This is a genomic window from Nocardia sp. NPDC060249, from assembly GCF_042728755.1.
Classification (GTDB): Bacteria; Actinomycetota; Actinomycetes; order Mycobacteriales; family Mycobacteriaceae; genus Nocardia.
The window spans coordinates 56864-80313 of sequence record NZ_JBHXAQ010000001.1; the positions used below are offsets into that span (position 1 = coordinate 56864).

The 23450-nt window shown below is 69.0% G+C and carries 19 protein-coding genes; 13 read left to right on the plus strand and 6 right to left on the minus strand.

Going from position 1 to position 23450, the window contains the following annotated elements; all coding sequences use genetic code 11:
• Nucleotides 1-81: 81 nt before the first annotated feature.
• The 5 genes from ACFWFP_RS00285 to ACFWFP_RS00305 all read left to right on the plus strand — a co-directional run bounded on the left by ACFWFP_RS00285 (nt 82) and on the right by ACFWFP_RS00305 (nt 6983).
• Nucleotides 82-4386, plus strand: a complete 4305-nt coding sequence (locus ACFWFP_RS00285) for an amino acid adenylation domain-containing protein (RefSeq protein WP_379292356.1) — start codon at nt 82-84, stop codon at nt 4384-4386.
• On the plus strand, nt 4383-5060 hold the full coding sequence (locus ACFWFP_RS00290) for a DUF6875 domain-containing protein (protein WP_379292357.1): 678 nt from the start codon (nt 4383-4385) through the stop codon (nt 5058-5060). Before ACFWFP_RS00285 ends, ACFWFP_RS00290 begins: the two co-directional genes overlap by 4 nt.
• A gap of 56 nt (nt 5061-5116) precedes the next feature.
• The gene (locus ACFWFP_RS00295) at nt 5117-6082 is read left to right on the plus strand and encodes an alpha/beta hydrolase (protein WP_379292358.1); all 966 of its coding nucleotides are present in this window, start codon (nt 5117-5119) and stop codon (nt 6080-6082) included.
• A 35-nt stretch (nt 6083-6117) separates the two neighbouring features.
• A complete protein-coding gene (locus tag ACFWFP_RS00300; RefSeq protein WP_379292359.1) occupies nt 6118-6450 on the plus strand; it encodes a TfoX/Sxy family protein in 333 nt (110 codons plus the stop codon).
• Nucleotides 6451-6530: 80 nt separating this feature from the next.
• A complete protein-coding gene (locus tag ACFWFP_RS00305; protein ID WP_379292360.1) occupies nt 6531-6983 on the plus strand; it encodes a VOC family protein in 453 nt (150 codons plus the stop codon).
• Nucleotides 6984-7038: 55 nt separating this feature from the next.
• On the opposite strand, the gene ACFWFP_RS00310 is transcribed toward ACFWFP_RS00305, so the two are convergent.
• A complete protein-coding gene (locus ACFWFP_RS00310) occupies nt 7039-7467 on the minus strand; it encodes an Ig-like domain-containing protein (RefSeq protein WP_379292361.1) in 429 nt (142 codons plus the stop codon).
• A 177-nt stretch (nt 7468-7644) separates the two neighbouring features.
• Here ACFWFP_RS00310 and ACFWFP_RS00315 point away from each other — a divergent pair, with 177 nt between their 5' ends.
• Together ACFWFP_RS00315 and ACFWFP_RS00320 are read left to right on the plus strand one after the other, a co-directional pair.
• A complete protein-coding gene (locus ACFWFP_RS00315) occupies nt 7645-7866 on the plus strand; it encodes a hypothetical protein (protein ID WP_379292362.1) in 222 nt (73 codons plus the stop codon).
• Nucleotides 7867-8010: 144 nt separating this feature from the next.
• The gene (locus ACFWFP_RS00320; protein WP_379292363.1) at nt 8011-10608 is read left to right on the plus strand and encodes a LuxR C-terminal-related transcriptional regulator; all 2598 of its coding nucleotides are present in this window, start codon (nt 8011-8013) and stop codon (nt 10606-10608) included.
• Between the two features lie 2 nt (nt 10609-10610).
• Here ACFWFP_RS00320 and ACFWFP_RS00325 read toward each other — a convergent pair whose 3' ends face one another.
• Nucleotides 10611-11228 carry a TetR/AcrR family transcriptional regulator gene (locus ACFWFP_RS00325; RefSeq protein WP_378632776.1) on the minus strand — a complete coding sequence of 206 codons (618 nt, stop codon included), beginning with the start codon at nt 11226-11228 and terminating at the stop codon, nt 10611-10613.
• Nucleotides 11229-11342: 114 nt separating this feature from the next.
• Here ACFWFP_RS00325 and ACFWFP_RS00330 point away from each other — a divergent pair, with 114 nt between their 5' ends.
• The 6 genes from ACFWFP_RS00330 to ACFWFP_RS00355 all read left to right on the plus strand — a co-directional run bounded on the left by ACFWFP_RS00330 (nt 11343) and on the right by ACFWFP_RS00355 (nt 18946).
• Nucleotides 11343-12716 (plus strand): flavin-containing monooxygenase, encoded by a 1374-nt coding sequence (locus ACFWFP_RS00330; RefSeq protein WP_379292364.1) that lies wholly within the window; start codon nt 11343-11345, stop codon nt 12714-12716.
• Nucleotides 12713-13861, plus strand: coding sequence for a serine hydrolase domain-containing protein (locus ACFWFP_RS00335; RefSeq protein WP_379292365.1), 1149 nt, complete (start codon nt 12713-12715; stop codon nt 13859-13861). Before ACFWFP_RS00330 ends, ACFWFP_RS00335 begins: the two co-directional genes overlap by 4 nt.
• 2 nt (nt 13862-13863) lie before the next feature.
• Nucleotides 13864-14907 carry an NAD(P)-dependent alcohol dehydrogenase gene (locus ACFWFP_RS00340; RefSeq protein ID WP_379293706.1) on the plus strand — a complete coding sequence of 348 codons (1044 nt, stop codon included), beginning with the start codon at nt 13864-13866 and terminating at the stop codon, nt 14905-14907.
• An 11-nt stretch (nt 14908-14918) separates the two neighbouring features.
• The gene (locus ACFWFP_RS00345) at nt 14919-16571 is read left to right on the plus strand and encodes a class I adenylate-forming enzyme family protein (RefSeq protein WP_379292366.1); all 1653 of its coding nucleotides are present in this window, start codon (nt 14919-14921) and stop codon (nt 16569-16571) included.
• Nucleotides 16572-16584: 13 nt separating this feature from the next.
• The gene (locus ACFWFP_RS00350) at nt 16585-18324 is read left to right on the plus strand and encodes an amidohydrolase family protein (RefSeq protein ID WP_379292367.1); all 1740 of its coding nucleotides are present in this window, start codon (nt 16585-16587) and stop codon (nt 18322-18324) included.
• A 286-nt stretch (nt 18325-18610) separates the two neighbouring features.
• Nucleotides 18611-18946, plus strand: coding sequence for a hypothetical protein (locus ACFWFP_RS00355; RefSeq protein WP_379292368.1), 336 nt, complete (start codon nt 18611-18613; stop codon nt 18944-18946).
• A 13-nt stretch (nt 18947-18959) separates the two neighbouring features.
• Here ACFWFP_RS00355 and ACFWFP_RS00360 read toward each other — a convergent pair whose 3' ends face one another.
• The 4 genes from ACFWFP_RS00360 to narH all read right to left on the minus strand — a co-directional run bounded on the left by ACFWFP_RS00360 (nt 18960) and on the right by narH (nt 23363).
• Nucleotides 18960-20120, minus strand: a complete 1161-nt coding sequence (locus ACFWFP_RS00360; RefSeq protein ID WP_379292369.1) for an NADH:flavin oxidoreductase — start codon at nt 20118-20120, stop codon at nt 18960-18962.
• Nucleotides 20121-20254: 134 nt separating this feature from the next.
• Nucleotides 20255-21010, minus strand: a complete 756-nt coding sequence (narI, locus tag ACFWFP_RS00365) for a respiratory nitrate reductase subunit gamma (RefSeq protein WP_379292370.1) — start codon at nt 21008-21010, stop codon at nt 20255-20257.
• On the minus strand, nt 21007-21687 hold the full coding sequence (narJ, locus tag ACFWFP_RS00370) for a nitrate reductase molybdenum cofactor assembly chaperone (RefSeq protein WP_379292371.1): 681 nt from the start codon (nt 21685-21687) through the stop codon (nt 21007-21009). The genes narI and narJ overlap by 4 nt, the downstream gene beginning before the upstream one ends.
• On the minus strand, nt 21684-23363 hold the full coding sequence (gene narH, locus ACFWFP_RS00375; protein ID WP_379293707.1) for a nitrate reductase subunit beta: 1680 nt from the start codon (nt 23361-23363) through the stop codon (nt 21684-21686). The genes narJ and narH overlap by 4 nt, the downstream gene beginning before the upstream one ends.
• Nucleotides 23364-23450 lie beyond the last annotated feature (87 nt).

A 23450-nucleotide genomic window follows, 5' to 3' on the forward strand; every position in this document is an offset into this window, starting at 1 on the left:
GGAACCAGTCAACGGTTGCTCCGAAACCCGGGAGGCCCGGTGCGGCAAGGCGAGGATGGTATCGGCGCGGTAGATGCCGTGATGGCGGCAGAAGCTGTGCCGATTCCCTTGTCTCCCGGGCAATTGCGCTGGTGGGTAGCTCATCAGCTCGCACCCGGTGTGCCCGCCACGATCGCCCTGTATCTGGATCTGCGTGGGCCACTGGACATCGAGCGCCTGCGCACCGCGATCCGCTCGGCGGCGGTGCGACTGCAGTCACCGCATGTGCGCATACGGCTCGTCGACGGCACACCGCACCAATTCCTCGACGCGGCCGTCTTCGGCGAACTCACCGAGGTCGATCTCACCGCTGCTGCGAAGGGGTCGCCGGGTGGCGGTGTGGATCATGGTGCGGCAGAGGTCGAAGCGCTGTCGCGGATGGAGGCGGATCGCCGGGCTCGGCTGGATCTGTGCACGGACGCGATCACTGTCGCGACGTTGTACCGGGTGGGACCCGAGCGATGTTTTCTCTACCTGCGCAGTCATCATCTGGTGCTCGATGGTGTCGGTGCGGCGGCGCTGCTCCGGCAGGCTGCCGAAAACTATTCGCGGGAAAGAGATCTCGACCGGGCCGAGGTGTTGTCGATCGAGGACCTGGTCGAGGCGGACCGGGTCTATCGGCATTCCTCTCGCGCGGTGGCGGATCGGGCGTTCTGGGCGAAAGAGACCGCGGAGCTGCCGGATCCGATCGGGATGGCCGGTGTCGCCGCGCCCGCGTCGGCCTGTCCGCACCGGGTGTCGGCCTGCCTCGACGAGCGCACCGCGAATCTGCTGGCCGTCGCGCGCCGGCGTTACGCGGCCAGCTTTCCGGAGCTGACCGCCGCTGCCTTCGCCGCGTTCCTCGCCAGAATGTCGGGCTCCGATCAGATCGTCCTCTCACTGCCCGTGGCCGCTCGGCCCACCGCTGCCCTGCGACGCTCGGCCGGGTCGGTCTCCAATGTCGTGCCCTTGCGGCTGCGCGACCTCGATACGGCGACAGTCGAAGAACTGATCGATCAGGTGCGCCTGCGGGTGATCGGCGCCCTGCGTCATCAGTGCTACCGCTATGAGGACATTCAACGCGACCGTGGCGAAACCCACTTGGCCCGAGGTGGATTCGGCCCCGTGATCAATCTCCTCGGTTTCACCGCTCCGCTGACCCTCGGTGCGGCTGACGGCCGGGCCCACCTGCTGAGCCTCGGCCCCGTCGAAGACCTCCTCGTCAACGGCTATCAACTCGGTCCCGACAACACCACCGCGACGATCGACTTCCAAGCCAACCCGGCCCGCTACGACGCTGCCACCCTGTCCTGGTACCACCGCCTGTTCCTCGACTGGTTCGCCAGCTTCCTGGCCGCCGAACCCGCCCGGCAGATCCACGACCTGACTACTGAATTCACCACCGCGCGCCCTTCGCGATCCCCCGCCGAGGACGCAGCCGTGAAACCAGGCGACAGCGAGGACGCGGGTGACCTCGCGCAGCGACCACTGCTCCGGCCTGTCGCGGAATCGGTCCCGACCCTCTCGCACCGGGTCGTCTGCGCGGCAACGACTTCGACGTTGCCGGAACTGTTCGGCGGATTCGATGAGGCAGGCGCCGTCGCGGTGGTGGACGGTGGCCGGTCGATGACCTATCGGGAGCTCGGCGAGTCGGCGGCGCGTTGGGCCAGGGTACTCATCGCGTACGGGGCCACGCCGGGGAGTCCGGTACTGACCGCGATTCCGAGGTCGCTCGAGTCGGTGCTGGCAGTGCGCGCGATCGCGGCGGCCGGTGCCTGCCTGACACCGATCGATGTGGGTGATCCGGGTGAGCGGGTCGCCCGGATCATCGCCGGATCCGGTGCGGTGCTGGGGTTGACGACACGGGCTGCTCGCCCCGGGCGATCCGGCGATTCCTCCGGGGTCACCTGGCTGCTGCTCGATGACGCGGAAACCCTGGCCTACGTGGCCGATCAGCGATCGGACCCGGTCACCGACGCGGATCGTCGCGACCGGCTGACCTGTGCGCACCTCGCCTACCTGATCCATACTTCGGGGACAACCGGGGCGCCCAAGGGCGTCGCGGTGACGCATCGCGGCCTCGCTCCCTTGACCGGCCACCTGCTCGACCGCTACCGCACCACGCCGGATTCGGTAGTGCTGCACGCGCATTCACCCGCCTTCGACGCGCACCTGCTCGAACTCCTCGCCGCGTTCGCCGCGGGCGCGCGTCTGGTGATCGAACCGCCCACGGTGGTGGCGGGCGCGGAGCTGACCGGGCTGATCGCCCGGCATCGCGTCACACATCTGCTCACCACGCCCGCCGTGCTGGCGACACTGCGCCCCGCTGACGTGCCGAGTCTGGCGGTGGTGGTCGTCGGCGGCGAGGCCTGCCCGCCGGAACTGGTCGCCACCTGGGCATCCCGAGTCCACTTGCACAACGGCTACGGCCCCACCGAGGCCACGGTGATGGCCACCCAATCGGCGCCCCTGGTAGCGGGGGAGCCCGTGACGATCGGCGCACCGCTACCGACAGTGGTCGCGCTGCTCCTGGATCCACGCCTGCGAGCTGTCCCCGCCGGTGCGCGGGCCGAGCTGTACCTCGGCGGACCGTGCGTAGCGCAGGGCTACCTCGGCGATCCCGCGACCACCGCGGCCCGTTTCGTAGCAGATCCCAGAGGCGGCGGCGAACGTGTCTACCGCACAGGCGATCTCGTCGGACCACGCCCCGGCGGCGGCTACGAGTTCCTCGGCCGCATCGATTCCCAGCTGGCCGTCCGCGGCCGCCGCATCGAACCGGCCGAAGTCGAAGCAGCCCTGCTCACCGACCCTGCCATCGCCCACGCCGCAGTCGACATCGCCGACGCGGGCACCCCCGCCGCCCGTCTCATCGGCTACGTCGTCCCGACCCGAGCGTCCGTCCGCGCCGGTCCGCAGCACCCCTTCGCGCCGAACACCGCAGCCGACAGTGCGTCCGTCCCGGTGCGTGGCTCGGCCGATCTCTCCGCGTCGGGCACCGCAGCCGACGGTGCCTCGGTCCCGGTCTGCGGTTCGGCCGATCCGTCGGCGCCGGACGCCACCTTCGACAGTGCCCCGGCCCTGGCCCGCCGTGGGCTGGAACATGTGTTCTCCTCGGATATCACATTCGATGCCACCGCAACCCTCGCTCGTTTACGCACGGTGCTGCCCGCGGCCATGGTCCCCGCCGCGTTGGTCACCCTCGACCGCCTCCCACTGACAGCCAACGGCAAACTCGACCGCGCGGCACTTCCCACGCCGTCCTCCACTCCTTACCGATCGCCACAAACCCCGCTCCAACACCTGATCGCCACCACTTTCGCCACCGCCTGCCATCTCGACACGGTCGGCGCCGACGACGACTTCTTCGCGATCGGCGGCAATTCGCTGACCGGCGTGAGTGTTTCGGCGCAGCTGGCCCAGTCGACGGACACCCCGATCACGGTCCGCTGGCTCTACACCGCACCGACCGTCGCCGCCCTCGCCCACCGCATCGAGACCTACCGCGCCGACGCCGACCCGGGCGCCGACGCCCTCGCCACCGTGCTGCCCTTGCGCACCGGTGGAACCCGTCCACCGCTGTTCTGTGTCCACTCCGCCGTCCCGCTCGCCTGGTGCTACACCGGCCTGGCACGCCACATCACGGACCGTCCTGTGTACGGATTGCAGGCACCGACCTTGTCCGGAACACGGTCGGGCCAGGCCGCATCAGATGCGCACGTGACCGCGCGACCCGACGCCCTTACCGTCGACTTCCTCGCGAGGACCTACGCCACCGAGATCACCCGCCTGCAACCCGACGGCCCCCTCCACCTCCTCGGCTGGTCCCTCGGCGGCCAACTCGCCCACGCCACCGCCGTCCGGCTGCGCGCCGGAGGTCGCGACGTGGCCACCCTCGCCATGCTCGACAGTGTCGTCATCCCCGATCACGCCGACCCACCCCCGCGCCCCCGCATGCGCGACCTCCTCACCCACCTGCTCGGCGACGAACCCGACGACGCAGACGCCCTTCCCGACCTCTCGGCGGAGCAAGCCGCCGCCGAATTGGCCGCCGCCGGAGCAACTCTCGGGTCCGGACTCGTCGCTGCCCAGCTGACCCGACTGCACGAGGCCTACGCCAACGGTGTTCGTCTCTCACACGGCTACCGCCCCGACCGGTTCGACGGCGACCTCCTCTACTTCTGCGCCACCCAGGGCATGACCGCCTTCCTCGACGCCCAGATGTGGCGTCCTTTCGTCACGGGTCGTCTCATCGAACATCCGGTCGACACCACCCATGCCCAGCTCACCAACGCCGACGTTGTCGCTCACATCGGCCCAATCCTCGACCGCCACCTGCGTGCGGCCGAAACCGCGACAGCCACACCATGACCACCCTGCGCTCGACGACCGGCAGGCGCACCACCGCTACTTGGTGGTGCGTTTACGACGACCCCGTCCGCTGGTCCGCCGAACATCCTCGAACGGCGCCGTTGCTGGAGTGGTTCGCCGGCACCCTGATGCGACCGGATCCCGCGCAGGGCAGGCCGGGCCCCGTCTGCCCGTTCGTCAAACCCGCTGCCGCACAACACACCCTGTGGATCGCCGAACTGGCCGACACCGGCTCGATCGCCGAGGCCGTCGACGACGCCTTCGACCTCTACCGCACCCTCGACCACACCCCGGCCGTCCTGACCGTCTTCCCCGACCTCGACGACACCACCCGCATCGACGCCGCCCACGCCACGCGAAAGAGCGACATCGTGCGCGCGGGCGCCATGCTCGGCCAGTTCTATCCCGGCTGCCCGGTGGCGGGCCTGTGGAATCGCGACTACCGACCGCTGCACGCCCCACTGCCGATGCTGGTGATCCGCCCGATGATGAACACCGATTTCCCGTTCCTCGTCGGCGAACCGGAATGGCTCTCGGCCTACCTCGCCCGGCACGCGCCCGGGCTCCCGCGCAAGCTCCGCGCCACGATTGCGGAGCGGATGCACGTCCCCGGCGCGGGACCCGCTTCGATCACCGAGCTGCGCGCCCATTATCCGGATGAACACGCACAATAGGGACACGAACCGCCCAATGCCGGACATTAGCGGGGGCATGCGGCACACTACGTCGCATGCGTCGGCTCATGTGCTGTCTGCTCGTCCTGCTCGGCTGTGGAATCGTCGTCTCACCGGCGGCGTCGGCGGAATCGGGGATCCTCGACGTCCGCCCGCTCGGTGGCAGGCAATTCGAGGTGGTCGTGTATTCCGCGGCGATGAACCGCCCGATCACTGTCTGGATGTCGCATCCCGGGTCCGGCGCGCCCGCGCTGTATCTGCTGAACGCGGTCGACGGCGGCGAGGGCGGCGGGCCGTGGATGCGGCGCACCGATGTGGTCGACTTCTTCGCCGACAAACCGGTGAATGTGATCGTCCCGATCGGCGGGCGCGCCAGCATGTACACCGACTGGCAGCGCGACGACGGCGCGCTGGGCCGCAACAAGTGGTCCACCTTCCTGACGAACGAACTTCCCCCGCTGCTCAACGATCGCTTCGGCATGACCGGCGCCAACGGCGTCGCGGGCCTGTCGATGTCGGCCACCTCGGCTCTGAACCTGGCGATCGCGGCGCCCGGCCTGTATCGCGCGGTCGGCGCCTTCAGCGGGTGCACACAGACCAGTAACCCGCTCGCGGAAACCCTGGTCCGGGCCCAGCTGGCCACCTTCGGCGCCGACGCCACCAACATGTGGGGCGCCCCCGGCGACCCGGCGTGGGCGGCCAACGACCCCACCCTGCACGCCGAGCGCCTGCGCGGCACCGCCATCTACCTGTCCTCGGGCAACGGCGCCCCCGGCCCGCACGAGGCCTTCAACGATCCGAGCATCGCGGGCAATGTCGGCGTCCTGCTCGACCGCCTGGTGGTCGGCGGCACCATGGAAGCCGTGGTCGGCAGTTGCTCGAGCCCACTCGCGGGCCGGCTGGCCCAACTCGGCATCCCGGCCGACGTCCGCTTCCGCGCCGCGGGCACCCACGCCTGGCCGTACTGGCAGGACGACGTCCATGATTCCTGGCCCATGTTCGCCGCAGCCCTCGGCATCTGAGCGTTGTTGTCGGTGCCTCGGCGCACACTGAGTCGATGGCATACGACGAGGAACTCGCCGAGCGGATCCGGGAGATCGTCTATCCACGGCCCGACCTCGACGAGCGGAAGATGTTCGGTGGTCTCGCCTTCCTGATCGGCGGCAATATGGCCGTGGCCGCCAGCGGCAAGGGTGGGCTGCTGGTGCGGGTCGCCCCGGCCGAAGGCGATGCCCTGCTCGACGGTTCGGCGATCACACCGATGGTGATGGGCGGGCGTGAGCTGCACGGCTGGCTGCGAGTGGCTGCCGAGACCGTCGACGACGACGCCGCATTGCGGGAATGGGTCCAGCGCGGGGTGGGGTTCGCGGAGACCTTGCCGCGCAAATAAGAGTTCGCCGGATGTGTCGAAGGGCGATGGCCGGCTCCGACCAGTGGGTGAAGCAAGCCACTCACATCAAGGAGCACATCATGTCCGTCAGCACTTTCCTCTGGTTCGACGCCGACGCGGAAGCGGCGGGCGAGCTCTACGCGGCGACCATCCCGAATTCGCGCGTTGCCGAGGTCACCCGTCAGGGCGACGGTTCGGCCTTCATCGTCACCCTCGACGTCGACGGCCAGGCGGTCACGCTGATGAACGGCGGACCCGGCCACCCGCACAGCGATGCCGCTTCGCTGCAGGTGATCGTGGATACCCAGGACGAGATCGACCGGCTCTGGGCGGCGCTGACGAGTGGCGGCGGCGCGCCCGGCCCGTGTGGCTGGCTCACCGACCGCTTCGGGGTGTCCTGGCAGGTGGTCCCGGCGGTGCTGCCCGAGCTGATGGGCGGCGAGGCCGATCGCGTCATCGCCGTCGGCACGGCGCTGCGCTCGATGTCCAAACTCGACATCGCCGCCCTGCAACAGGCCTACGACCAGGCCTGAACGCGCGAACGGCCGCCGCGGGGAGAGGTTCGCGGCGGCCGTCGTGCGGGTGGGGCTAGCCGGCCGAGCCCGACAGCAGCCCACCCAGCTCAGCGGAACCGGTACCGGTGCCACCGCCGGGGTCGGTCGGCTTCGGGGCGACGGTGATCGTGACGGTCTTCGAGCTGATGAGCTCCTGCACCGCCTTGATCTCGTGCGCGCCGGTGGTCTTCGGCGTCCAGGTGATGGTGGCCTTGCCGTCGGCTACCGAGACCGGCTCGCCGATCTTGGTGCCGTTGTCGGTGAAGGTCACCTTGAACAGGAACGAGGTGGCCGTGACATCGGCGGTGATGGTGTAGGCGGTATCCACGTAATGCGTGCTGCCGCTCACCGCGATCCCCTGCACGAGCGCGGATGCCTGGGGTGCTGCCAGCACGGCGGCCGCGGCCACCGCGGTGAAGGCCGTGAGTCCGAAACCGGCACGCCGCGCCTGGTAGATCTTCATGATGTTCTCCTGTTCGCGCTGTTGATGAGCGCGACATTAGCCACCGGATCGGCACCGCGTCCCGAAAACTGAAATAACTATGTTTAAAAATGTTGCGGCCGGTGACGTCGCAGGTGGCGAGCGAATTCACCCGGAGCGGATGAGGCGCCCCCGGCGACCGGCCGCGACACTGGAATCATGTCGACGACCGGCCCGCTGCGCTATCAGTTCGTCATCGAGGGCGAGCTGTCCGAGCGTGTCCTCGCGGCCTTTCCCGAGCTGCGCCCCAGCTCGCATTCGCCCACCGGAACCACCACCCTGTTCGGTCTGGTCGCCGACAGTACGGCCATGCGCGGGGTGATGGCCCGCATCGACACTCTCGGCCTCACGCTGCTGAGTATGTCCCAGCTGCCCGACTGACGTTCGCCGACGAGTCGACGTCGATATGATAACGAGCGCCCGCACTTCCCCTCGCCAGCAACCGCACAGCCGCTGATTCGCCTACCGTCGATCTCGGCGGAGGTCGGCCGCCGCGCGGTGAACAGCGTGTTCAGGAGGGTGAAGATGGCTTCGTCGTCGGGTTCTCTGGACTTTCACGGTGGCGGCTCGGTAATAGCTGTGGCGGGTGGGGCCGCTGGTCTTCCCGAGCTGTCCTTCGCCCCGGTTCGATGCAACGAGGCATTCGCCCGCTTGGATCGGGCGCAGGCCGCCGCCGGGCAGACGGTGCTGCTGTGCGGGCCCGCGGGCAGCGGGAAGACCGTCGTGCTGGTCGACTGGGTGCGCCGCCGGTGCTCGGCGCGCGTCGCGTGGCTGACCGTCGCCGAACAGCGCGGACCCGATCTGCTGGCCGACATCGCGCGAACACTCGAGCCGACCCCGGATCTCGCCCCGACCGGGATGCTGCACACGCCGATGGACCGCGCCGTGGACCTCATCGCCGCGCTGGCCGATGTCGAGCCGACCGTGCTCGTGATCGACAACGCCCACCTGCTCACCGACCCACTGCAACTCGCCGGCCTGGAATATTTGCTCACGCACCTGCCCGGCCAGGTCACCGCGATGATCGCGAGCCGATTCGACCCGCCGCTGCGGTGGCATGCCCTCGATCTGGCGGGCAGGCTCACCCGGATCGGCGCGCCCGAACTCGCGCTGTCCCCGGACCGGGTCGCGCAACTGCTCGCCCAGCACGGTTGCCGACTCGGCGACGCCGAACTCGCGGTGGTCCAGAACCTGACCCGTGGCTGGGCCGCGCTGGTCCGCATCGCGGCGATCTGCCTGTCGGCCAACGGAACCGACCGCGACACCGCCCTCACCGCGCTGGCCCGCCCCTCACACGCCGTCGCCGATTTCCTGGTCGCCGAACTGCTCGCCGCGCTGCCCGCGCCCACGCTCGAATTCTTGCTCGCCACCGCGGTTCCCGAGCAGTTCTGCCTCCCGCTGGCCGAGGACCTGGTCGGTGACGACGCGGCCCGCATCCTCGACGAACTCCTGCGCGCGAACTTCCCGCTGCACACCGTTGCCCACGCGGGCGAACTCTGGCACACCTACCATCCGCTCCTGCGCGCCTACCTGCTCGCCGAGGCCGCCTACACCAGGCCCGAGCGCCTGCCCGACTGTCATCGCCGGGTGGCGGCGTGGTTCACCGCGGCCGCGATGCCGGGGCCCGCGCTCGGGCACGTCCTGGCCGAGCCCGGCGCTCCCGGGCTGGTGCCCTTCCTGCGCGACTGGGGGTTGCGCATGGTCCTGGACGGCACGGGCCACACCCTGCTCGCCGCCGTCGAAAACCTTTCCGAACACGACACTTTCGTTCGTCTGCTGCGCGCGGCGGTCGCGGTGGAGTCGGGCGATATCGCCGCCGCCGAGGTCTATCTCGAAGCCGCCCATGTGGGCCCCGAATCGGCCGTGCCGATGGTGCCCGCCGAGTGGGTGGTCGCGCTCGACCGCGCCGTGAGCGCGGGAGTCGCTGTCCTGGTGGGTGATTCGTCTTCGATGCGCTGGCCGCTGCCGCCGGTGACCGGCCAGCCCGACCTCGACTGCTATGCCGCGCTGCACTGCGGCATCGCCGAGATCTACGCGGGCGAAATCGACAGTGGCGCAGCGTCTGTACGGCACGCGATCGTGCACTCCGAGCAGGCCGGGCTCGGTCGCGTCGCGGTCCGTGCCAGAACCGCGACGGCCGGGGCGGCCGGGGCGGCCGGCCGGATCGGTGAGTTGCGCGCGCTGGCGGCCCAGGCGATCGACTGCGCCGGACGCTACGAACTGGCCGGCTCGGCCGAGGCCGCTCCGGCCAGGGTGCTCGCGGCCTATGGCGCCTATCAGCAGGGCGTGGATTTCGAGCGGCCGTTGCCGGGCCTGCCCTGGGTCGCGGCCGACGAGACCGTGGTGCCCGCGCCGGTGCGTCAGGTGGCGATCATGACCGGCGTGCTGATGTTCGCCGACGCCGCGGATCGGTCGGCCGCGGCGGTCGCGCTCGCCAAGCAACTGCACCGCCTGCTCGACGAATCGCCGACGCTGCACGGCACCGGCGACCTGGTCACCGACGTGTTGTGGCTGCTGCTGCGGGTGCAGGCCAGGGCCGACGCGCAGCAGTTGGTCGACCACGCGACGCGCGTGCTCGGCCGGACCCCCGAGATGGCTGTCGCCGAAGCGGGACTGGCGCTCTACGCCCATCGCCCCGCCGTCGTGTTGACGGTGCTGGAACCGCTGCTGGTGGCCCCGCGCTGTTCCTCGCGCTCGCTGGTCGCGGCGTGGCTGCTGGTCGCGGTCGCCGCCGACCGCCTCGATCGCCCCCGCAAGGTCGACGATGCCTGCGAACAGGCGCTCGCGCAGGCATCGACCGAACAGCTGACGCGCCCGTTCCTCGACGTGCCGGAGGCCGCGGAACTGCTCGCCCGGATCGGCGCGCGCTTCGGCCAGTACGCGGCGCTGGTCGACCGTATCCGTGCCCACCGTGGCGCGACCGCGGGCGCACCGCAACTCACCGACACCGAACTGGTGGTGCTGCGCCAGCTTCCCTCGGGGATGACCGCGGGCAATATCGCCACTGACCTCGGCGTCTCGGTGAACACCGTCAAAACGCACCTGCGTGGCATCTACCAGAAGCTCGCCGTGAACGCGCGCGCCGAGGCGATCGCCCAGGCTCGCGTGCTCGGTCTGCTCTGATCTCAGTCCGGCGCCTGGAGGGCCGGAAACCAGACATCGGTGAGCACGGCCGCGGCCTGGGCGGCCGAGACGTCGATGGTGCCCTGCATCGCCCAGCGGGTGAAGAACCGCTCGAGCTGGGCGACGAGCAGTTCGATCCGCAGCCGGGCCTCGTCGCGGCGGTGCTCGGGCCAGCGGGCGAGATAGGCGGGCATGGTGTCGGCCAGGGTCATGATGCCCTCGCGCGCCACCGCGCGGAATTCGGGTTCGAGCGCGGTGGCCTCGTCCCAGGCCGGGAGCATGTCCTTGTTCGTGAAGAACCAGTCGATCGCGCGAGTCATCCAGTCCGCGAACGACTCCCGGGAACCGATGGTGAGGACCCGGTCCAGGTCGGCGTAGAAATCCCGGACGCTGGCGAGGGTGCCTTCCTGGGCGATGGCGCGCAGTACCTCGCCTTTGCTGGTGAAGTGCAGGTAGAAGGTGGCCCGGCTGCACCCGACGGCGGCGGCGATGTCGTCGACGCGGACATCGGAGTAGCCCTGCGTCTCGAACAGGGTGCGTGCGGTCTCGACGATCCGGGCCTTCGTCAGACGCTTCTGTTCCTCGCGGAGCGAGCCACGGCGGGCGGGTTCGGTCGTCATGGGGTCATCTTAGACGATCAGCCCATTCACTGGACATGATGTCTAGTGAGACGTTATCCTGTGGTCCACATCACGGCATGGTCATCGATGACCGAGGCCGCTCAGGAGTTGTGCATGGATACACGCGAATTACCCAAGGTGTGCGTCATCGGCGCCGGACCTTCGGGTATCACCGCCGCCAAACGGCTTGCCGAGAACGGAATCCCGTTCGACTGCTACGAGGCATCCGACGAGGTCGGTGGCAACTGGTACTACAAGAACCCCAACGGCATGTCGGCCTGCTATCAGAGCCTGCACATCGATACCTCGAAGTACCGCCTGCAGTTCGAGGACTTCCCGGCCCCGGCGGATTGGCCGCACTTCCCGCACCACTCGCAGCTGTTGCAGTACTTCAAGGACTACGTCGACCACTTCGGCCTGCGCGAGCGCATCCGGTTCAACAGCCTGGTCACCTCGGCCGAGCGTGACGACGCGGGCCTGTGGCGGGTCACGACGGCAGCGGGCGATACCGAGGTCTACGACGCGCTGATCGTGTGCAACGGCCACCACTGGAATCCCCGATTCCCGGACTATCCCGGCGAATTCGACGGCGTGCTCATGCACAGCCACGCCTACAACGACCCGTTCGACCCGATCGACATGCGCGGCAAGCGGATCGTCGTGGTCGGCATGGGCAACTCCGGGCTCGACCTCGCCTCGGAACTGTCCCAGCGGTTCATCGCCTCGAAGCTGTTCGTCTCCGCCCGTCGCGGCGTGTGGGTGCTGCCCAAGTACGTCAACGGCCGAGTGGGCGACCGTGCGTCGATGCCCGCCTGGATTCCCGCCAAGATCGCGCTCAAGCTCAAACAGCGCTTCGTGCGCAAGAACCGCGGCGAGATGTCGACCTACGGTCTGCCGACGCCGGATCACGAGCCGTTCGAGGCGCATCCGTCGGCGAGCGAGGAATTCCTGCACCGGGCCGGCTGCGGTGACGTGGAGTGCAAGCCCGCGATCACCCGATTGGCCGGCGACACCGTGCATTTCGCCGATGGCACCAGCGAGCAGGTCGACGTGGTCGTGTGCGCCACCGGCTACCACATCAGCTTTCCGTTCTTCGCCGACACCGAGTTGGTGCCCGACGCAGCCAATCGGTTCCCGCTGTTCCAGATGATGATGAAGCCCGGCGTGGACAATCTGTTCTATCTCGGTCTGGCCCAGCCGATGCCGACGCTGGTGAACTTCGCCGAGCAGCAGAGCAAGCTGGTGGCGGCTTACCTGACCGGCCGCTATCACCTGCCCCCGCGCGCGGAGATCGACGAGGTGCTCGGCGCGCAGGAGGCCAAACGCACCGGACGCTACTACGATTCGCCCCGGCACACCATCCAGACCGAATTCGAGCCGTACGTGCGCTCGATGACCAAGGAGCTGGAGCGCGGCGCGAAACGTGCCGCCGCCGCGGGCAATACGTTGCCGGTGCCCGCTCGGGTGACGATCGAGGCGGCGCGATGAGCACTTCTTCGGGCTCGTGCCGTGACGAATTCGCCGGTGTGCGTGCGGCCTTCGACGAACACCTCGCCTCCGGCGCCGAACTGGGCGCCGCCCTGTGCGTCACCGTCGACGGCGATCCGGTGCTCGACCTGTGGGGTGGCTACGCCGACCCGGAACAGACCACGCCGTGGGCGGCCGACACCTTGGTGAACGTCTTCTCGGTCACCAAGACGATGACGGCGCTGTGCGCCCTGCTGCTGGTCGACCGTGGTGAACTCGCCGTCGACCAGCGGGTGGCCCACTACTGGCCCGAATTCGCGGCGAACGGCAAGGCGGACATCGAAGTTCGCCACCTGCTCTCGCACACCTCGGGTGTCTCGGGCTGGGACAAGCCGATCGAGCTGTCCGACATCTACGACACCGATGCCGCCGCCGCCCGGCTGGCCACGCAGGCGCCCTGGTGGGAGCCGGGCACCGCCTCGGGCTACCACGCCATCAACTACGGCCATCTCATCGGCGAACTCGTCCGCCGCATCACCGGTCGTTCGCTCGGCACGTTCTTCGCCGAGGAGCTGGCCGGGCCCTTGGGCGCCGATTTCCACATCGGCACCGGTCCCGAGCACGCCGATCGGATCGCCACCCTGGTCCCGCCGGAGATGCCGGACTTCGACCTGTCGACCCTCGACCAGGACAGTGTGCTGATCAAGACGCTCACCAGTCCCTGGCTCGAGGTCGCCGAAACCGCCACGCCGGCCTGGCGAGCGGCCGAGATCGGCGGCACCAACGGGCACGGCAACGCGCGCTCGGTGGCCCGCATCCAGTCGCTGATCGCCAACGGCGGCGAGCTGAGCGGCAGGCGGTTCCTCTCGCCCGCGACGATCGAGCTGATCTTCCGCGAGCAGGCCGACGGCATCGACCTGGCGCTGCTGGCTCCGCTGCGTTTCGGCATCGGCTACGGGCTGCCACGACCGGAGACGTTCCCGCACATCCCCGACGGGCGGGTCTGCTGGTGGGCCGGTTACGGCGGGTCGATGGTCGTCAACGACCTCGATCGCCGAATCACCTTCGCCTACACCATGAATCGCATGGCGACCGGACTGATCGGGTCCGATCGGTGCGACAGCTATCTGAAGGCCACGTTCGACGCGGTAGGAGACGCCCGATGACCATGCGCGCGATGCAGTTGACGGCCCCGGGCACGCTCGAATTGCGGACGGTGCCCGTCCCCGAACTCGGCCCCGGCGATCTACTGCTGCGGGTCGGCGCGGCCGGGATCTGCCATTCGGATTCGTTCGTGCTGAGTCTGCCGTTCCCGATGAGCGAGAAGCCCCTGACCTTGGGCCACGAGATCGCGGGCACGATCGAGGCGATCGGTTCGGCGGTCGATGGCCGCAGCGTCGGCGAACGCGGGATCGTGTACCTGTGCTGGTCGTGCGGCGAATGCCGGGAGTGCCTGCGCGGCAACGAGAATGTATGCCTGGCGGCGGGCCGCACCGCGATGCCGCCGTGCCCGGGCCTCGGTCCCGACGGCGGCATGGCCGAGTACGTCCGCATCCCGGCGCGCTCGTTCGTACCGATCGCCGACGACCTCGACTTCGTCCACGCCGCGCCGCTCGCCGACGCGGCCCTGACGCCGATGCACGCCATTCGCGGCGCCATGGATCAGCTGTGGTCCGGTGCCACCGCGGTCGCCATCGGCATCGGCGGACTCGGTCACGTCGCGGTCCAGCTGTTGAAGGCGCTCACCCAGACCACCGTGATCGCGGTCGACGTGGACGCCGACAAGCTCGCCCTGGCCACCGAATGCGGCGCCGACATCGTGCTCAGGGCCGACGAGAACACCGCTGCCGCCATCCTGGAACTGACCGGGGGACGCGGTGCGGAGGCGGTGTTCGACTTCGTCGGCGCCGATCCCACGGTCAAGATCGCCGTCGAGTCCGTCGCCCCCAACGGCGCAGTGCGGCTGGTCGGTCTCGGCGGCGGCGCCACCGGCATCGACTCGGGACCGGCGGGCGGACCCGGATTGCCCTGGGGTGCCACGGTGCGAAAGTCCTACGGCGGCACCAGATCCGACCTCACCGATGCCGTAGCTCTGGCGGCCGCCGGCAAGCTCCGCGCCCAGGTCGAGCAGTTCGACCTGGCCGATGCCCGCACCGCCTTCGACCGACTCGACTCCGGCGCGATCCGCGGCCGCGCCGTCCTGATTCCTTGATGGAGAAGAACATGACCGATGCTGTAGACCCACAGGAATTCGTGGCCAAGGTGGCGGCGGGCCTGACCGCGCCGGGCGCACCGTTCGAGATGACCGTCGAACCCGTTCTCGGCGTATCCATTCCGGTCTTCGCCCACCGCCGCGCCACCCTGCGCGAACTCCTGGAGCACTCGCTGACGTGGGGCGATCGCGACTACCTCGTCACCGAGGATCGCCGGATCTCCTTCACCGAGCACGCCGCGGCCGCGGGTGCGCTGGCCACAGCCCTGGCCACCAGGTACGGCGTCGGCAAGGGCGATCGCGTCGGCATCCTGGCCGCCAACGGCCCGGACTGGGTGATCGCGTTCTGGGCCGCGCAGTGCCTCGGCGCGATCCCGGTCGGCTACAACGCCTGGTGGGCGCCGCCGGAGATCGCCTACGGGCTGGGCCACACCACGCCGGTAGTCGTCGTCGCCGACGCGAAAAGGGCCGCGCTGCTGGCCGAGACCGGCACCGAACTGCCTGTCTTGACCATGGACGAGGATCTGCCCGCCCTGATCGCCGAGTTCGGCGGCGGCGAGATCCCCAGCACGCCGGTCGGCGAGGACGATCCGGCCGTGATCCTCTACACCAGCGGGACCAGCGGCAGACCGAAAGGCGTGGTCCATTCGCAGCGAAACATGGTGGCGATCAGCGACTATCACCGTTTCACCGACGCCATGCTGGCCGCGTTCATGGGACAGGAGCCCGGCGACGCTCCCAGCGATCGCCGCTACCTGGTCACCGCGCCGCTGTTCCACATCGCCAGCCTGCACAACCTCGTCATCCCGCGCCTGCGCACCGGTGCGGCGGCGGTGTTCCCGCACGGCGCCTTCGACGTCGGCCGGGTACTGAGCCTGGTCGAGCGCGAGAAGGTCACCAACTGGGCGGCAGTGCCGACCATGGCCGCACGACTGCTGGAACACGAGGTGGACCAACACGATCTGTCCTCGCTGAGCGCGCTCTCGCTGAACTCGGCGCCGTCCTCACCCGCGTTGCTGGCAAGCCTGCGCGAGAAGATGCCGACCCTGCAATTCTCGCTGACCACCAGCTACGGCCTCACCGAGAGCGGCACCGCGGCGACGGTCGCCACCCCGCTGGACCTGGCCGCGGACGACGCCTCGGTCGGCAGGCCGATCATCGGGGTGGCGGTGGAGATCCGCGACACCGAAGGCAACGCGGTCGCCGACGGTGCCGAGGGCGAGATCTGTATCCGCAGCCCCTACGTGATGCTCGGCTACTGGAACGACGACGCGGCCACCGCGGCCTCGATCGATGACCAACGCTGGTTGCGCTCCGGGGATTTCGGCACGATGGACAACGGCAGACTCACCGTGTCGGGCAGGCGCACCGACCTGATCCTGCGCGGCGGCGAGAACGTGTACCCCACCGAGATCGAGAACGTGCTCGTCGAACACCCGGCCGTCGGCGAGTGCGCGGTCTTCGGCGTCGCCCACCCCGAGCTGGGCCAGGAAGTGGCGGCGATCGTCGTCGCCGAACCAGGGGCGGTGGACCCGGAGGAGCTGCGCGCCTTCGTCGCCGATCGCCTCGCCTATTTCAAGGTGCCCGCCCGGTGGCGGATCACTTCGGACGCGCTGCCGCGCAACGCGACCGGTAAAGTCACCCGGCGCGAGCTCGCGATCTGAGAAGGGCCACACAATGTTCGACAGCATCATCAAGTGTGCCCGTTGGTTCGACGGCACCGGCGCCCCGTCCGCGGTTCGTCACCTCGGCATCACCGACGGCAAGATCGCCGAGATCTCGCAGACTCCGCTCGACGAGACCGGCTGCTCCCGCGTCGTCGACGCGACCGGCAAATGGGTGATCCCCGGCATCATCGACATCCACACCCACTACGACGTCGAAGTCCTGCTCGACCCGTCGCTGTCGGAGTCGGTGCGCCACGGCGTCACCACCGTGCTGCTCGGTTCGTGTTCGCTCTCGACCGTGCACGTCGACGGTGAGACCGCCGGCGACCTGTTCGGCCGGGTCGAGGCCATCCCGCGCCGGTACGTGGTCAGCGCGATGAACGACGTCCAGACCTGGAGCACCGCGGGCGAATACGTCGACGCGCTCGAACAGTTGCCGCTCGGGCCCAACCTGGCCGGTTTCATCGGCCATTCCGATATCCGGGCCGCGGTGATGGGCCTTGACCGCTCCACCCGCAAGGACGTGACACCGTCCGGGGACGAGCTGGCCCGGATCGAGCGCATGCTCACCGACGCGCTCGACGCCGGCTTCGTCGGAATGTCCTCACAGCAGCTGCTTTTCGACAAGCTCGATGGAGAGACCTGCCGTTCGCGGACACTGCCGTCCACCTATGCCAAGGGCAAGGAGCGCCACCGGCTCAACACGATCCTGCGCAAGCGCGGTCGCGCCCTGCAGGGCGGTCCCGACATCACCAACCCCAAGAGCTTGGTATCGATGGCGGTGTCGAGCATCGGTCTGTGGCGCGATCCGCTCAAGGTGAGCCTGCTGTCGGCGGCCGATGTGAAGGCGGTGCCGGGCGCGTCGAAGATGTTCCCCGCCGTCGGCAAGATCATCAACGGGCTCGACGGCAATTTCCGCTGGCAGCATCTGCCCGTGCCCTTCGAGGTGTACTCCGACGGCATCTCGCTGCCGGTGTTCGAGGAGTTCGGTTCCGGCGCGGCGGCTCTGCACCTGTCCGATCACATCGACGAGCAGCGTCACCTCATGCAGGACGAGGAGTACCGCCGCACGTTCCGCAAGGACTACGACAACAAGTACGGCCCGCGCGCGTGGCACCGCGACTTCTTCGACGCCGACATCGTCGAATGCCCCGACGAGACTGTCATCGGCAAGACCTTCGGGGAGGTCGGCGTCGACCGTGGCGGTCTGCACCCGGTCGACGCGTTCCTCGACCTCGTCGTCGAACACGGCGACAAACTGCGCTGGCGCACCACCATCTCCAACCACCGACCCGAGGTGGCCGACGTCCTGGCCGCCGACCCGTCGGTCCAGCTCGGTTTCTCCGACGCGGGCGCCCACCTGCGCAACATGGCCTTTTACAACTTCGGGCTGCGCCTGCTTCGTCGCGTCAACGACGCCGCGACCAGCGACCAGCCGTTCATGACCGTCGAGCACGCGGTGCACCGCCTCACCGGCGAACTGGCCGACTGGTACGGCCTGGACGCCGGCCACCTGCGCGTGGGTGATCGCGCCGACGCCGTCGTGATCGACCCCGCCCACCTCGACGAAACCCTGGACGCCTACGCGGAGAGCCCGCTGGCCGTCTTCGGCAACCTCTCGCGCATGGTCAACCGCAACGACAGCACGGTCACCGCGGTCTTCGTCAACGGTCGCTACGTGTTCGGCGAGGGCGAAGCGGATCCCGTCCTCGGCACCGAACGAGTGGGAACCTTTCTGCGCGCGGAGTAGGTGAGCCCGGTGCGCACCGCCCCCGCACCGATCTGCGACCCTCAGCTGATGACCGATCGGCGGGCGGCCCGCACCGGGGGGAGCGCCGACCGATCCGCCGGGCCGGAGCGTGGGGGCGCGACCGGGGGGGGGCGGCTCGGGGGGGCGTGGGGCGGGGGTTGTGGGCGCGCGGGGCGCCCCCCCCCCCCCCCCCTCTCGGCCCCCCCCCGCGGGGCCCGGCGGGGGGCCCCCCCCCCCCGGGCCCCCCCCCCGACCGAACACCCGGACATCAGCGAGAGGACTCGACATGTCGGACGCGAAACGGATCACCTGGGGCGCACCGCGTCATCCCACCGACGCCGACCGCGACGCGCTGCGCGAGGATCTGCTCGCCAAAGCACGCGCCGTGCGCGGTGACGGCTGGGCCGATCACCGCGCCGAATGGCCCGCCGGTCAGGTGGCTGTGGTCGCCTATGTGCTCGACGACGCCGAAGTCCTGGCCGACCTCGAGGAGAACGAGAGCACCGTCCTGAGCCGCTACGCCGCCGACCTGTTCGGCTTCGCCGGCGGCCGCAAGGACAACGAGAAGGGCCTCGTCGACACCCAGGCCTGGTTCGACACGGTGCGCGAAGCCCTCGCCTAGCCCCGCGTCGTGGCTAGGTGCGGAGCACGCATTCCGTGCGTGAATAGATGGTCGGCACGCATTCGTTGCAGTGCGTGCACAGGGAACGGGTCGTCGCGTCGGTGTGCCAGCGGCGGATCAGGTCCGGTTCGCGCAGGAGGGCACGGCCCATGGCGACGAAATCGAAGCCGTCGTCGATGGCCTGCTGTGCGGCCGGGCGGTCGGTGATGCCGCCGAGCAGGATGATCGGCAGCGTCAGCTCCTCGCGGAACCGGCGCGCCTTGTCGGCGAGATAGGCCGGGCGGTAGGGGTATTCGCGGAGAAACCCCTTGCCGACGAGCTGGAATCCCCACCGCACCGGCACCGGCAGTGTCTTCGCGAAGTTCTTGCGCGGCGCGTCACCGCGGAAGATCGCCATCGGATTGAGCAGCGAGCTGCCCGCGGTGAGTTCGAGGGCGTCGATCGCGCCGTCGTCCTGCAACCAGGTCGCCACCTGCAGCGACTCCTCGATCGAGAACCCGCCCCGCACACCGTCTTCCATGGTGAGCTTGGCCGTCACGGCCATCGTGTCGCCGACGGCGTCGCGCACGGCCTTGACCAGTTCCCTGGCCACCCGCGCCCGATTGACCAGCGACCCACCGTAGTCGTCCTTGCGCCGATTGAGCATCGGGCTCAGAAACGAGCTCGCCAGGTAGTTGTGCCCGAGATGCACCTCGACGGCGTCGAACCCGGACTCGCGCGCGAAGCGCGCCGCCCGCGCGTGCGCCGCGACGACCTCGGCGATCCCGAGCGCGTCGGGCACCTTGGTGAAGCGCATCCCGAGCGGATTGAACATCCGGCTCGGCGCCAGCGCGGGCGCCTGATTCGACTTGGCGTTGGCGACCGGCCCGGCGTGTCCCAGTTGCGCGCTCACCGCCGCGCCCTCGGCGTGCACCGCGTCGGTGAGCCTGCGCAGGCCGGGTACCGCTTCGTCGCGCATCCAGATCTGGTGCCGGTCGGTGCGCCCACCCGGCGCGACCGCGCAGTAGGCGACCGTCGTCATCCCGACCCCGCCTTCGGCGACCTCCCGGTGGAACTCCACCAGGTCGTCGGTGGCGAGTGCGTCCGGTGTCCGCCCCTCGAAAGTGGCGGCCTTGATCACCCGGTTGCGCAGGGTGAGCGGACCGAGAGTGGCGGGGGCGAGGACATCGCTCATGCGCAAAAGTGAAACACGTTACAGTCCTGCGGGCAATGGGGGATCTCCCGCTGAGTGGGCCGAAAAGACACCGGCCCGCCTGCGTGGAGAGCAGGCGGGCCGGTGCAACGGGCGATCGTGTCGCCTACCGCGCACTACCAGCGGTCGGGCGTGACCGGGGAGTCCCAGGCCTTCGCGAAGCGGGTCTTGTCCTTGGTGTCCACTTCCTTGCGGCGGTAGACGATGTAGGGGCGGGTGAGGTAGCCGATGGGGGCGCTGAACATGTGGACCAGCCGGGTGTAGGGCCAGGCCGCGACCAGCGCGAGGACGACGAGGCCGTGGAGCTGGAAGGTCCAGGGGACGCCGACCATCAGGCCCGGTTCGGGGTTGATCGAGAACAGGCTGCGGAACCAGGGGGAGACCGTGGTGCGGTAGTTGTAAGTACCCCACAGCAGGTTGGAACCCCAGGTGTTGAGCAGGCCGGTGACCAGGGCCGCGGTCAGCAGCGTGTACATCATGACGTCGTTGCGGCTGGTGTTCTTGCGCACGGCGGGAATGGCGATGCGGCGGTAGCACAGGATGGCCACGCCGAGCACGACCATCAGGCCCGCGATCGACCCCGCGCCGACCGCGACCAGGTGGTACGCGTGCTCGGAGATGCCGATCGCCGCGGTCCAGGATTCGGGAATCAGCAGCCCCATCACATGCCCGCCGAACACGCCGAGCATGCCGAAGTGGAACAGCGGGCTGCCCAGTTGCAGCAGCTTGGACTCATAGATCTGCGAGGACCGAGTGGTCCAGCCGAACTGGTCGAAGCGGTAGCGCCAGACATGGCCCAGCACAAAGGACGTCGCCGCGATATAGGGCAGGATCAGCCACAGGCCCTCGGGCAGGGGGATGGTTGCGTTCATCGGCGGCCTTCTGTTGCTTCGAAGAGGGCGGGGTCCATGGCGAAGGGTTCGAGGCCGACCTCTTCCTCGGGGGGACCCTGGGCGGCGAGTTCGGCGATGCGCCTGCGGTCGGCGGTGGTCACCGGCGGCAAGGTGGTGAGCACTGCGGCGAGGACGCCGCTGTAGGGAGAGTTGTTGTCGCCCAAAGACAGTCGCAGCAGCTCCATGACCGGGACATGCTCGCCGAGCAGGCGTTCACCGCCGATCGGGTCGATGGTGGCGGCGAATTCCAGCAGCACCGGCAGGTGGTCGGGCAGTTCCTCGTCGCCGAGTTCCACCCCGGCCTGGCGGTAGGCGTGCTTGAACCGCAGCAGCGCCATGCCGCGTTTGCGGGTGTCGCCGAAGGCGTAGAACGTCAGGTGCAGGCTGGCGCGGCGGCGCATGTCGAAGGTCTCGACGTAGCTCTGCGCCACCTCGATCGCCGGGGTGTCGCGCAGGTAGGCCAACAGCGCGGCGAAGTGCGCCCGCACCTCGTCGGGCAATTGCGCTGCGGCGCCGGACAACTGGTCGAGCATCGCGAAGGTCTGCTCGCCCGGGTAGTCCAGCAGCAGCGCGGCCAGCCGCCACACGACCCTGCGGTCGTGCTCGGGCATCGCCGTCACCGGTTCGGGCCGTTTGCGGATGGAGAGCAGACTCATGGCGCGACACCGCTCACGGGCGAGTCGGCGACGGCAGCGCCGTTGCTGCCGTTGCCGTTACCGGCGCCGTTGCCGGTACCCCCGTTGCCGTTCGTGGTCGGCACGAGTCCACTGGTGCTGCGCCCGTCCCAGTTGAGCAGGTTGATCCGGCCCGACTTCTCCTCCGGCGCGGCCTGATTGGTGTCGGACAGGGAGAACTTCTCGACGACCTGGTCGAACGCGGTCATACCGGGTCCGCCGTCGGTGTCGAGACTGCACCCGGTGGCCAGCGAATCCAGTTCGTGCGCCTTGGACGTCGCGCCCATCGGGATCACGTACCGGTGCTCGTACTTGGCGATGGCGAGCAGCCGGTACATGGCCTCGATCTCCTCGGGCTCGAGCCCGATCGACGGCGCGATACCGGGCTCGGGTTCCTCACCGAGGTTGACCGACCGCATGAACGCCCGCATCCCGGCCAGCCGTTGCAACGACGAGCGCACCGGGCCGATCTCACCGGCGGTGAACAGCTCGGCCAGGTACTCGATCGGGATGCGCAGCGCGTCGATGGCGCCGAACAGGTTGCCCGCGTCCTCGCCGTCGTGGCCGGTCTCGCTGAGCACGTCCACCACCGGCGACAGCGGCGGCACGTACCAGACCATCGGCATCGTGCGGTATTCCGGGTGCAGCGGCAGCGCCAGCTGGTAGTCGACGATCAGCTTGTAGACCGGCGAATCCTGGGCGGCCTGAATCCATTCCGGCGAGATCCCGGCCTTCTCGGCTTCGGCGATCACCCGCGGGTCGTGCGGGTTGAGGAACACCCCGAGCTGCGAGGTGTACAGGTCCTGCGGATCGGTGACCTGGGCCGCTTCGAGCACCGCGTCGGCGTCGTAGAGCATCACGCCGATGTAGCGCAGCCGTCCGACACAGGTTTCCGAGCACACGGTCGGGATGCCGACCTCCACACGCGGGTAGCAGAAGGTGCATTTCTCCGCCTTGCCCGTCTTGTGGTTGAAGTAGATCTTCTTGTACGGGCAGCCGGTGATGCACTGGCGCCAACCACGGCACTTGTCCTGGTCGACGAGCACGATGCCGTCTTCTTCGCGCTTGTAGATCGCGCCGGAGGGGCACGACGCGGCGCACGAGGGGTTCAGGCAGTGCTCGCAGATGCGCGGCAGGTAGAACATGAAGGTCTCTTCGAACTCCAGTTTCACCTTGGTCTCGAGCTTGCCGAGCAAGGGGTCCTTGCCGACCTGCTCGGGACCCGAACCCAGGTCGTCGTCCCAGTTCGCGCCCCAGGTGACCTTGGTGTCCTCGCCGGTGATCAGCGACTTGGGCCGTGCCACCGGGGTGGTGTCGATGGGCGGCGACGACAGCAGGTTGTCGTAGTCGTAGCTCCACGGCTCGTAGTAGTCGTCGACCGTGGGCAGGTCCGGGTTGGCGAAGATGTTCATCAGGCGCTTGAACCGCGAGCCCGACTTCAGGGTCAGCTTGCCGCGCTTGTTGAGCGTCCAGCCACCCTTCCACTTCTCCTGGTCCTCGTACTGGCGCGGATAACCCTGTCCCGGACGGGTTTCCACATTGTTGAACCAGACGTACTCGGTACCGCCACGGTTGGTCCACGCCTGCTTACAGGTGACCGAGCAGGTGTGGCAGCCGATGCACTTGTCCAGGTTCATGACCATGGCGAGCTGTGCCATAACGCGCATGTCAGTTCCGCCTCTCCGAGTATTTTGCGCACGGCTGAGAGCCGGCGACCGTCGTGTATGCGGGCATGCGGTCGAGTG